The sequence below is a fragment of the Armatimonadota bacterium genome, assembly GCA_016125185.1.
Classification (GTDB): domain Bacteria; phylum Armatimonadota; class Fimbriimonadia; order Fimbriimonadales; family Fimbriimonadaceae; genus Fimbriimonas.
On record WGMG01000011.1, the window covers coordinates 1 to 12154 of the forward strand.

General features: G+C 58.2%; 8 protein-coding genes. 4 read left to right on the top strand and 4 right to left on the bottom strand.

Going from position 1 to position 12154, the window contains the following annotated elements:
- Window positions 1–335: 335 nt before the first annotated feature.
- On the bottom strand, window positions 336–2906 hold the full coding sequence (locus tag GC165_20035; GenBank protein ID MBI1335161.1) for a hypothetical protein: 2571 nt from the start codon (window positions 2904–2906) through the stop codon (window positions 336–338).
- Here GC165_20035 and GC165_20040 point away from each other — a divergent pair.
- The 3 genes from GC165_20040 to GC165_20050 all read left to right on the top strand — a co-directional run bounded on the left by GC165_20040 (window position 2900) and on the right by GC165_20050 (window position 6198).
- On the top strand, window positions 2900–3616 hold the full coding sequence (locus GC165_20040; GenBank protein MBI1335162.1) for an SGNH/GDSL hydrolase family protein: 717 nt from the start codon (window positions 2900–2902) through the stop codon (window positions 3614–3616). The two genes, GC165_20035 and GC165_20040, sit on opposite strands and share 7 nt — an antisense overlap.
- A 45-nt stretch (window positions 3617–3661) precedes the next feature.
- On the top strand, window positions 3662–4327 hold the full coding sequence (locus GC165_20045) for a CAAX prenyl protease-related protein (GenBank protein MBI1335163.1): 666 nt from the start codon (window positions 3662–3664) through the stop codon (window positions 4325–4327).
- A gap of 266 nt (window positions 4328–4593) precedes the next feature.
- Window positions 4594–6198 carry a DHA2 family efflux MFS transporter permease subunit gene (locus GC165_20050; GenBank protein ID MBI1335164.1) on the top strand — a complete coding sequence of 535 codons (1605 nt, stop codon included), beginning with the start codon at window positions 4594–4596 and terminating at the stop codon, window positions 6196–6198.
- A gap of 165 nt (window positions 6199–6363) precedes the next feature.
- On the opposite strand, the gene GC165_20055 is transcribed toward GC165_20050, so the two are convergent.
- Window positions 6364–6897, bottom strand: a complete 534-nt coding sequence (locus tag GC165_20055; GenBank protein ID MBI1335165.1) for a hypothetical protein — start codon at window positions 6895–6897, stop codon at window positions 6364–6366.
- A 124-nt stretch (window positions 6898–7021) separates the two neighbouring features.
- On the opposite strand from GC165_20055, the gene GC165_20060 reads away from it, so the two are divergent.
- Window positions 7022–7516, top strand: coding sequence for a DNA starvation/stationary phase protection protein (locus tag GC165_20060; GenBank protein ID MBI1335166.1), 495 nt, complete (start codon window positions 7022–7024; stop codon window positions 7514–7516).
- Between the two features lie 161 nt (window positions 7517–7677).
- Here GC165_20060 and GC165_20065 read toward each other — a convergent pair whose 3' ends face one another.
- Window positions 7678–9201, bottom strand: a complete 1524-nt coding sequence (locus GC165_20065) for a DUF1501 domain-containing protein (protein ID MBI1335167.1) — start codon at window positions 9199–9201, stop codon at window positions 7678–7680.
- A 2-nt stretch (window positions 9202–9203) separates the two neighbouring features.
- Window positions 9204–12131: a DUF1553 domain-containing protein gene (locus tag GC165_20070; protein ID MBI1335168.1), complete on the bottom strand. Its 2928-nt coding sequence runs from the start codon at window positions 12129–12131 to the stop codon at window positions 9204–9206.
- Window positions 12132–12154 lie beyond the last annotated feature (23 nt).

The following is a 12154-nucleotide window of genomic DNA, read 5'->3' on the forward strand; positions in this document are numbered from 1 at the left end:
ACAAATCCAAAAAGACCGTCATCGTCGCATGCGCAAGGAAACTCGCACACGTCGTCTGGGCAATCCTAACGAACGACGAAGACTACAGCCAAGAGATATTCATGAAACAGGCAAGGCTCACTTGACAAGACAGCATCTAAGCTCTGCGATCCCTCCGGGATCGTTCCTGCATGGTAGTCGGCATTGGGTGCAGGGTGCTAGCTTTGCAAGAGCGCAGAACACAGTGTGCGGTAGAGTGGGAGTTGGGGGCGGCAGTCGGCAATTGGTGTGTCATCGCGGCCGCTCGGACCATCCTTTGTGCCAAGGGATAGCCTCGTTTTCGAAGGCTTTCGGCTTCAGGATTCTTTTGTTCGGTGGATGGTGGCCCAGACTTCGCGCTTGGCGTCGAGGTCGCGGAATTGTTTTCGTCCGGGGATGATGTCGAGGTAGAACGTTGCGATTTCGTGCGGTTTCATCTTGGCTTTGAGTCGCACGGCTTTGATGCTGAACGGAGCGAGTTTTTGGGGTTCGGATGTGAGGATTTCGGCGTGGTCGCAACCGAAGTAAACCTCTTCTTCGATCTCGCCCAGGAGGTTGGTTTTGTAGGCTTTGGCGATGGGGCCGGGGAGGGTGACTTCGGCGGTGCACTCAACGCCGTCGTATTCGACGAGGCGGAGGACGAAGGGGTGGCCCATACCCTCGCCGCCGTAGCTATTCAGGCCGTGCTTGCAGAAAGACTCTTGCTCACGATAGAAGGCGGTGGCGAGGACGCCCGGCGTGTGGATGGTGACAGCGGAAAAGTCATCCGGCATTTCGGGTTGGCCCTTTTCGGGTAGCTCCCGTTCCTGGTGAGAAAGCCACGTTGAAGCGTAACTCGCTCGGTGGTTTTGGCGCGATTGGCGTACGCAGTCTGCGTTGCTGAGGCCATCATGAACGTAGAGACGATAGCCCCCACCGCCTGACCACTTCTGCTTTTTGCCGTCCCACGGATCGAGGGACATGACGACATTTTCTATGTGGTCCTCACAACGGAACCATTGCTGGCTCCCGCTGTGGGTGATGAGAAGGTTAGAACCTTGGGGATAAGCGATATCTACAAAGGATTGAGCCGTGAAGGCTCCCTCGACGGATTCAAACCATTGCTTGCTGGTCATCCAGTCGCCCTCTGGATACTTTCTTTTCCCGGACGAACCGGTGCCGACTTCGTGGACGGCGAATGGGCTGTCGCTTCGAATGACAGCGTTTTGACCCAGGGGGAACAGGACTCGAACTGCGCCGCCGTAGCCGGGGTCGATCGCCTGCTTGTAGCCCATTTCGGTTTCGATGGTGAAGCCAATGTTCAGCTCGCCCGTCTCGATTCCCGCCGTAATCGTCAGATTGGCGACGTCAAACTCGCCGGTGAGTAACTCTAATTCACCGCCATCCACATGCACTGCATTCGGTCGCTTCGCCTTGGTGCCGGCGATGATCGTGTTTCCTTCGAACCCAAACGCAAAGGAAAGCTGAAGGTTTTCGATGGTGCCGTTAGCGTTGGTGAATTCGAGAATGGTCAGCGTGTCGGTATCGAATCTCACTCGCATTTCGGCGAATTCGAAGGTGGCAATGGAGCCCTCGAGCTTCCATTTCTGATCTTCACTTAGTCGCTCTGGGACGACTCGGTAACCGAACGACGGGGCGACCCGGTGATTGACGATGGCCTCGAAGCTGTTGGAATTGAACAGCATCTGGTCATCACGGTCGCGTAGAACGCGTTTTGCAAGCCTTTCCGTAGAGCTATTTCGGGCGGCGAGGTATCCGATCTTGCTTGCTTCAAACTCGGCAACATGTCCGCACAAGCCTTCGCACTCGTGATTATCGTGGTGCTGGTAGGCGAGTAGAGTCCGCCACAATTCTTCAAGCTCCCAGGTTGGGTAGACATCCCAAGGATCGTATGGGCGGCCGAAGAGGCTGAGGATTGCGGCGGCTGACTCTTCTTGGCAAATGATTTGTTCCCATTCGGCCGACTCGCTGGGGTGATGATCGCTGTTCTTGCCGAGCGTCATCCCGTGCCAAACATCGTCGAGTTTGTAGGGTCGAACGGGGAGGTCGCGGCCTGTCCATTTAGCGAGGTACTCGCCGAGGGTGAGGGCTTCTACCCGGAACCTCGGATCGGCTTTGAGTTCGGCGAGCATCGGGAGCATGAGTTCGGAACGGCACATCCAATCTTGGGTGGGCATGAGTTCGAGCCACTGGAGGACGAGGGGCGGGATGTCGTCGGTGGTCGGCGGATTGGCGGCGAGGTCGTCGAGCAGGATACGGAAGTCTTCGGGCCACTGGTGAAGGTTGAGCCGGTTTCGGGTTGCAGTCGGGATTTGGGTTCCATCGATGCCCTGCCAGGCGACGACGGGCACGTCTTCGAACGGCACTTCGGGTGTGTGCCAGGTCCATTGGAAGTAGAGGGACGCGCCGGTGTAGCCGCATCCGGCCAGCATTTGGGGGAGTTGGGGGTAGAAGTCGAACTCTTCTTCCCAGAAGGTGCGGGGCCGGGTTCCGAGTACGCGGATGGCGGTTCGGACGCCGTAGATGCGCTGACGGACGTTGGATTCGCCGCCGTGAAAGAGTCCGTAGGGCTGACCGTAACTTGCGCCGACGACCTCGATGATGCCCTGCTTGATCGCCTCGCGGAGGGCGGCCAACTGCTCGGGGCATTCGGAGGCCATTTTTTCGTATCCGATGCCGTCGAAGTTGACGTTGCCTTTGACGCCAGCCTTTTGGCAGTAGGCGAGCATGTCGTCGGTTGAGCCGGGCAGGACGTCGTAACCCCACAGCCACTGCATATCGACCCAGTGCATGTGGTTTCCGAACGTATAGGCGAGCGGGATTGGCTGGCTCATTCGGTTGGATTCTACCGAGGTGGTGGCGGTGGTACGCTGGCGGCAAGATGACATCTGCCTTGCTTGTCGCTCTTTCGCTTGGGTTTGTCTCGCCGCAGGCTTCGCCCAAGACCTATTTGTCGGACGTGGTTCAGCGGATGACGAAGGATTGGCCGAACAATCGGATGGTGGAGATTGTGTGCCACGGGCACAGCGTGCCTGCGGGGTATGCGAAGACGCCGGAGATTCGGGCGGCGGACGCGTATCCGAATCTGCTTCGGTTGGCTTTGTTCGAGCGGTTTCCGCACGCGGTGATCAATGTGACTGTGACGGCGATCGGGGGTGAAAATTCGATTTCGGGTGAGAAGCGGTTTGCCCACGACGTGCTGGAGCGACATCCCGATGTGGTGACGATCGACTATGGATTGAATGACCGAGGATTGGACCCAGTGGCGGTGCGGAATGCGTGGCAGTCGATGGTTCGGCAAGCAAAGGCACAGAACATCAAGGTGATCTTGATGACGCCGACAGCCGATCAATCGGCGAAGATGGACGACCCGAACGATCCGCTGGTCCAGCGGGCGGTGATGATTCGGGAGTTGGCAAAGCAAGAGGATGTCGGACTGGTCGACAGTTTTGAGGCGTTCCGCTTGGCAGTGGCGGGCGGGAAGCCGCTTGTGTCGCTGATGGCCCAGGTCAATCATCCAAATCGGCAGGGTCACGAGCTCGTGTTGGCGCGGCTTCTGGAGTGGTTTCCGAAGCCAGAAAGCGGTTCGGCCCGGTAGTTTTCCGATGTATTTAACCTGAAGGTTCCGTGCTAGAATGGTGCCTTGGAAGGAAATCGCGCGCCCAATAAGGACTGGCTGCCGTATGTGCTGCCGATTGCGCTTTTTCTGGCGATCACGTTTGCCGAGGGGAAGGCTCCCGAGTACTACGTTTGGATCTATTTTGCAAAGATCATCGTGGTTGTTGGCGCGCTGATTTGGGCGAAACCGACGTGGCGCGACATCCAATACGACCCAAAGCTCGTGGTGAAATCCGTCGTTCTGGGATTGATTTTGTTCGCGGTTTGGGTTGGAATCGAGAAGTATCTGAACTACCCGCACATGGGAGATCGGTCGGCTTATAATCCGTTTGAGAAGATTCCCGATGCCGGGCTTCGGACGGCGTTTATTGCCGTGAGGTTCTTGGGCCTGGTGCTCGTGGTTCCTTTCATGGAGGAGCTTTTCTGGCGGTCGTTCTTCCTGCGGTACGCCAGCAATTCCAAGTTCTCGTCTTTGCCGATTGGGACCCACAACGAGGCAGGGGCGCTGATCGCCTGCTTGATCTTTGCTGGATCGCATCCCGAGTGGATTTCTGCGTTCATTTTCGCAGTGGCGTTGACGATTTTGGTGGGGCGAACGAAGAGCATCTTTGCGTGTTTTGTGACCCATGCGGTGACGAATTTGGCGTTGGGGATTTATGTGATGTCGACCGGGTCTTGGCACCTCTGGTAGTTCATTTGATCGAATGATTTTCGGGGCTTTTGGTGGATTTTCCCCTCCCGTCACCTGACACAAGTCAGGAGACACCCATCCATATTGCAACTGCCTTTGTGGCAGTTGCAATATGGACCGTCCAAATTTCCTTCGGACAATTTGGAGAGGGAGTGGGGCTGACCTTCCATCCCTTGCTTGTTTTTTGAAAAATACTATACGCAGAGAGTATTTTTGGGGAATACTTCGTAGTAGTTACTTGGCACCCCAACCGCGAAGAGTTCCCTTTGGCTAGTTCTGCAACCTTTTCGACCGCTATTCCGAGTCTCGACATCAATCATAAGTACCGCTGGCTGATTCTCATCGGCCTGATGACGGCGGCGGTCATGGAGATTTTGGACACCACTATCGTCAACGTCGCTTTGCCGACGATGGCGGGGAACCTCAGCGCCACCACAACCGAAGTGGCATGGGTTTCGACGGGCTACATCCTTTCAAACGTCATCGTTTTGCCGATGACGGCGTACTTGACGGGCGTCTTTGGGCGGCGAAACTACCTTTCGGCTTCGATTCTGATCTTCATCATTTCGTCGTTTTTGTGCGGTGTCAGCCATTCGCTGGTCGAACTAGTGCTGTGGCGCATCTGCCAGGGCATCGGCGGCGCGGCGTTGCTTTCGACGGCTCAGGCGACGATTCGCCAGATTTTTCCCAAACAACAGCAGCCGATGGTGCAGACCATCTTCCTGCTCGGCATCATTGTGGCTCCGACGCTTGGGCCTACGCTGGGCGGTTGGATTACGGAAAACTACACCTGGAATTGGTGCTTTTTCATCAACGTACCCATCGGCATCGCGTCGTTTTTCCTGGTTTCGAACTTCCTTCAGGACCCGCCGGGGATGCGGAACGGCAGTCGGCAACCGGACTGGCTAGGCATCAGTCTGCTCGCGGTTGGGCTCGGGTCGTTGCAGTATGTTCTCGAGGAAGGCAATCAGCACGATTGGTTTCAGGACGACATGATTGTCCGGCTGGCGGTGCTTTCGGCGATCTGTTTGATCGTGCTTTTGTGGTGGCAGTTCTCGCCGCGCAACAAGCAACCGGTCATTGAGTTTCGGGTGCTGAAGAATCGGGATTTGACGGCGGCGATCCTGCTGTTTGTGTCGATGGGCTTCGGCCTGTACGGGGGCGTTTTTATTTTTCCCCTCTTTTCGCAGGGCATCTTGGGCTTTAACCCGACTGAGACGGGCTTAGCTCTTCTGCCCGGTGGCATTGCGACGGCGACTTCGTCGATGATCGTTGGCCAGCTGCTTTCCCGCACGAAGATCGACCCGAGGTACATCATCATGCTGGGGGTTGGACTCTTCATCTTTTCGATGTGGGACCTGGCGCATCTGTCGGTGATGTCGGGATTTGAGGATGTGAAGTACCCACTCTTGATCCGCGGATTTGCGCTTGGGTTCTTGTTTGCGCCGATTAATAGCGTCGCGTATGCGAATATCGATCCTCGGGAAGCGCAGCAGGCGTCGGGCTTGATTAATCTGGCGCGGCAGCTTGGCGGGTCCTTCGGCATCGCGTATTTGGGAACGTTTGTGACGACGAGGACGGCGTTCCACCGGGCTTCGCTGGTGGACCACCTTCAGCCGGATAATCTGGCGGTTCAGAATCGAATCGACATGGTGACGCACGGCGTGATGGCGCGAGGCGTTGATGCCGAAAGGGCGCACCAGGCGGGTGTGGCGATCTTGAATGGAACGGTCAACAAGCAATCGGCGATGCTGGCGTTCAACGACTCTTGGATGCTGATTTTGGCGGCGTTTGTGGTGGCGACTCCGGCGATCTTCTTGCTGAGGAAGCCAAAGGCGTCGGGCGGTGCTCCGGCGGGCGGGGGACACTAGGGTTTTAGGTTTGAGGATGGCAATCCTCACTTTCATCTCGCGAAGGCTTCGCGGTCCAAAGAACAAGTCATCCACCCCGTCGCTGCGCCACCCCTCCAATCTTTGGAGGGGAAAGGTTTGGTTTCCTCGCGCCAAAAATTAGCCTCTTAGCTCTTCGTGGATGCTTCAGAGACCTGGGCCGTCGCCGACGGGGACGCCGATCATGTGTCCGAGGGCGCCGGCCAGGACTTGGGATTCGGATTCCATATTGTGGCGAACGATCTCGCCGGGAATGATTTCGTCCCACTTCATCCAGTCGGGCCAGATGGAATTGTTGACAAAGTCGCCCTGCCCGTAAAAGCGGAAGAGGATGACTTCTTTGCCATCGCGTAACCACAGGCCGACGCGGAAGAGGTCCTCTTCGGTATGCGAGAACCAATTGCTCCCCATGATGTCGCGGTAGGTGTAGACGACTTCCTGAACCCGATCGAAGGTGATCACTTGGTTATTGCGGACGAACCAAAACGTTCGGTCCTGGATGCGCACAATGCGGTTGTTTGGGTCGATGGTGACCCGGCGCTTGCGACCGCCAAGAGTGAGGAGTGCAGTGCGCCAGCCAGACTCGATCACGAGGAATGGATTTTCGGCTCGGATGACGGGCCGAGGAGCGAATGCCTTGGTTACGAGACGAGAGAGAATGTTCTCGGTAAAGTCGCTCATCGTTAACCAATGTTAACGCTTTTGGGCCTTTTGGGTTGCAACGAAAGTAACGTCTATGAAATGCAACGGTCCCCTTAGCGCAATCGTGGGAAGAGGAGTAAAACGCAATTAGTTGGAGGAGAAAATGGCAAACAAAATCGAAAGTCTTATCGAACATTCCTTCGCCGTCGTGACGGGACCGCAACGAGAAACGAACCAGCGGGTGCTTCAGCCGATCCTCACCGACCTGATCGCTTTCAGCCTGACGGTGAAACAGCTTCATTGGAACGTGATCGGACCAAATTTCCGGCCGATTCATCTTCACCTCGACGAGATTCACGCCGACATTTTGGGAGCCATCGATACGGTGGCGGAGCGCTTGACGGCGTGCGGCCACAGTCCGGTTGGGACATTGAAAGCGACCCTTGAGAACACGGAGCTTTCGGACGTGCCGGAAGGTTTTACGAAGGATCGCGAAGTTCTGCTTTTGGCAGGGCATCAGCTTCAGGAACTTTCGGGTCTGATTCGGTCGCGGATGGAGAGCATCGAGGACGTGGATACGGTGACGGCGGACATCCTTCACGGCATCGTGGAGACGCTTGAGAAGCATCACTGGATGATCGCGGCACAGGGCGCGTAAGTTTCTCGCTTTTTGCTAACGGTTAGTGGATTGGCCCTCACCCGTCTCCTGACATAGGTCAGGAGACACCCTCTCCACACTGTAACTGCCTTTGTGGCAGTTTCAACTGTGGACCCTCAATTCAAGAAATGGGAGAGGGAATTGGGGTTGTCGAGGGCCCCTTATTTCAGAAGGTCTTTGACGACGTGGCCGTGGACGTCGGTAAGGCGGAAATCGCGGCCTTGGTAGCGGAACGTTAGTTTCGTGTGGTCGATTCCAAGTTGGTTGAGGATCGTGGCTTGGAGGTCGTGGACGTGGACGGCGCCAGGGGTGAAGTCGTCAATGCTCGGGTCGATGACTTTGCCGTCTTTGTCGACGATGTTGTATCCGTAGTCGTCTGTTTGACCGTAGACCATGCCGGGTTTGACGCCGCCACCCGCCATCCACATGGTGAAGGCGCGGGGGTGGTGGTCGCGGCCGTAGTTTTCGTGGGAGAGCGGGCCCTGGGAGTAGACGGTGCGGCCGAACTCGCCGCCCCACACGACCAGCGTTTCGTCCAGGAGGCCGGTCCGTTTGAGGTCTTTGATGAGAGCGGCGCACGCCTGATCGATGTCTTTAGCTTGGCTCGGCATGTCGATGCCAAGGTCGGTGTGGAGGTCCCAACCCCGGTGGAAGATTTGGATGAATCGCACGCCGCGCTCAACCATGCGGCGGGCGAGGAGGCAGTTGGCGGCGAAGGTTCCGGGCTCGTGGGCGTCTTTACCGTACAGCTCGAAGGTTTCGGCCGATTCTTTGCTGAGGTCCGTGAGGTCCGGCACACTGGACTGGAGCTTGTAGGCGAGTTCGTATTGGGCAATGCGAGCGGCGATTTCGGGATCACCGAAGTCCGAGAGCGATTGGTGGTTGAGGGCGGCAACCTGATCGAGCATCGCGCGGCGGGCTTCGCGGCTCATGCCGTCTGGATCGTTCAGGTAGAGAACCGGATCGCCGTTTGAGCGCAAGCTGACGCCTTGGTATTCGCTGGGCAGGAAGCCGGTGCCCCAGAGACGGGGGTAGACGGGCTGGTTGGGCTTGCCGCTAGAGACCTTGCTATGAAGAACGATGTAGGTCGGCAGGTTCTCGTTCATACTGCCGAGGCCGTAGCTGACCCACGCGCCCATGCTCGGGCGTCCGGGAAGAGTGCTTCCGGTCTGGATGAAGGTCGTGGCCGGGTCGTGGTTGATGGCCTCGGTCCACATGGATTTGACGACGCAAAGCTCATTGACGACCGAAGCGGTGTGAGGGAGAAGTTCGCTGACCCAAAGGCCGTCGCTGCCGTTGTCGTGCTGAGAGAATTTGTACTTGGACGGCGCGATGGGGAATCGCGCCTGGCCGCTCGTCATGGTGGTGATGCGTTGGCCGCGGCGGACCTCGTCGGGCAGGTCTTGGTTGAAATGGTCGTTGAGCTTTGGCTTGTAGTCCCAGAGGTCGAGCTGGCTGGGGCCACCACTCATGAAGAGGTAGATGACGCGCTTGGCTTTAGGGGCGAAGTTGGGGAAGCCGGGGAGGCCATGCTGGCCGTCAGCCGCGCTCGCCAATTCGAGAAGGCTCCCGATTCCGCCGACGGCCAGGAGGCGACCGAGCGCGGCGGTCCCAATGCCGAGCGTGGCCCGCCCGAACAACTGCCGGCGGGTCATCATCAGGTTGGCTTCTTCGATTGGGTTCATGGCTAGTGTTGGGAGAGGAATTCGTCGGTGTTCATGACGCCCGAGCAGAGGATCATCCAGACGGCTTGCTCGGTGGGCGGGGCGATGTTGGATTGAGGCGAATCGCCGACCTGTAACAGCTTCTTCGCGGCGACATCGTCGCCTTTGTAGATGCTGCGGAGGCGGGCGAGCGATTGGGTCATGAGTTGGACTTCGGCGGGTTTGGGCTGGCGTTCCAGGGTTAGGCTGTAGAGCTTTTTGAGACGGTCTTCGTCAGTGCCGGGGGCCTTCAGGACTCGCGCGGCGAGGGTTCGGCTGGCTTCCAGGAACGCGGGCTCGTTCATCATGGCGAGAGCCTGGAGGGGAGTGTTGGTGGTGCTTCGGCGGACGATGCAACTATCGCGAAGCGGGGCGTCGAAGGTCACCATGACGGGCGGTGGACTGGTGCGCTTCCAGAACATGTAGAGGCTTCGCCGATAGATGTCGGTGCCGTGGTCGCGGACGTAGATGTGGGTTGCGCTGGCCGGGTCCGAACTGCTTTCCCAAAGGCCGTCGGGTTGGTAAGGTTTGAAGCCGTGACCACCAATCTTTTCGACGAGGAGTCCGCCTGCGTAGAGGGCCTTATCACGGATGACTTCGGCATCAAGGCGGAAACGGGGTCCGCGCGAGACGAGCCGATTTTCGGGATCTTTCGCGAGCTTGTCCTTGGTGATTTTGGACGACTGGCGGAAGGCGGCCGAGGTGACGATGAGGCGATTGAGGGCCTTCACGCTCCAGCCGTGCTTGGCAAAGCTGACGGCGAGGTAGTCGAGGAGGGGTTGATCGACGGGCCATTCGCCCTGACTGCCGAAGTCCTCGGGAGTTTTGACGATGCCGACGCCGAAGTGCTGTTGCCAAATGCGGTTGGCAAAGACGCGGGCCACGAGGGGATTTTGAGCATCGGTGAGCCAGTTGGCGAAGCCGAGTCGGTTGTTGGGTTGACCGACGGGAAGGGTGCCGAGGGCGGCGGGAATGTGGCGTTGGACTTGGTCGCCCTTTTGGTTGTATTCGCCGCGCTTTAGGACAAAAGTGGGGCGGGGCTGAGCCATTTCCTTAGCGATAAGGGTCATCGGGATGGCGTCTTCGAAGTCCTTCTTGTCCTTTTGGAGCTTTCGATAGTCTTGCGAAAGCTTGGATTCGGGGCCCTCAGTCAAGAACACGTCGCGCATCTCGTCGATGGCTTTGGGGTCGGTTGGGGTCTTGCGATAGGCGGCGACAGCCATATCGCTTCGGTCGCCTTTGACCTTGCCGAAGCGGATGTTGAGCCCGTCGAAGGAGACGCCGTTGATGACCTTGGCGATCAGTTCGTTATCACCCGCGCGGAAGTCGGCGCGGACCACATCGACGCCCTGATTGAGGCCACGCCCGATCTTGTGGGAGTGGATCAGCTTACCGTTCAGCCACATGCGGATGGCGTCGTCGCTGGCGACGTTGAAGGTGACGGTCATCGCCTTGGGGAAGGTTACGGTGCCCTTGACGTAGACCGAGGAATTGTCCTTGCCGATGATGCCGGGAAAGTCTTTGCCAAGCTCGAAGGCGAACGGCTTCCAGGTGGCGGCGGGTTGGCCGGGCTCACCGGGAAAAGCCTTGTCGAAGGCTTCGTCGAAGTTGGCGGCGGTGTAAACCGGACTGATCATCCAATCCTTCGTGGCGGGAATCGGCTCGACGTGCTGATCGAACCAATCGGCGGCTTGGGCGGCATCGACCTTGGTTCGTATGTCGGCTAGATCCTTGCCCATCGCGGCGATCTTGGCTTCCTGCTCGGGCGAGGAGGCGCGAACGTAGGGCGGTGGGAGCGAGATGTTGCCATCGAGCGGCTCGTCCTGGGTGCTATCGAAGTAGGCGTAGAGGCCGTAATAGTCCTTCTGCTTGATGGGGTCGTACTTGTGATCGTGGCACTTGGCGCAACCGACGGTGAGGCCCAGCATGACGGTGGAGGTCGTGTCCACGCGGTCAAAGGTGTTGCGGGCAAGGAACTCCTCGGGGATGGCGCCACCTTCGTTCGAGGTTAGGTTCATGCGGACGTAGCCGGTGGCGACGAGTTGTTCGGTGGTGGGGTTGGGAAGCAGGTCGCCCGCGATCTGCCAGCGGACGAATTTGTCGAACGGCAGGTCCTTGTTGAAGGCTTGGATGACCCAGTCGCGGTAGGGGTAGACGGCGCGCTCGTTGTCGAGTTGGAGGCCGTGGGTGTCGCCATAGCGAACGGCATCGAGCCAGTAGCGGGCTTGGTGCTCGCCGTATTCGGGAGTGGCGAGGAGCTTATCGACAAAGCGCTCGTAGGCGTCGGGGGACTTGTCCTTTTTGAAGGCTTCCAGCAATGCGGGATCGGGCGGAAGACCGGTGAGGGTTTGGGCGGCGCGGAGGGCGAGCGTGTCGCGGTCGGCTTCGGGTTCAGGCTTGAGACCGGCGGCGTCGAGCTTGGCCATGACGAACCGATCGACCGGATTCTTGACCCATTTGGGGTCGCTGACCGGAGGAATTGTCGGCATGGTGGGCGGGACGTACGACCAATGCTTTTCGTATTTTGCGCCTTGGGAAATCCAGGTTTTGAGGGTCTCGATCTGGGCTGGGGTTAGGGGTTTGACGCCAGAATCGGACGGTGGCATTCGGTCGTCGGGATCTTTGGCCGAGACGCGCTCGATCAATAGCGAATGATCCGGTTGGCCGGGGACCACTGCCTTCTTGGTCGCTCCCTCGAAGGAATCGAGGCGGAGGCCGGACGCGGCGGCTTCGACATCGGGTCCGTGGCAGCGGAAGCAATGCTCGCTGAGGATGGGGCGAACATCCTTATCGAAGTTGACGGGTTCGACCTTGGCCGTTTTTTGGCTGATGGGCCAAGCGACACCCGCAATTGCAAGCGCAAGAGAAAACAGGGAGAGCGTGAGCTTCATTTCGACGCTGAACGCCCCCATTATACGGCGATGAGGATGTCGTC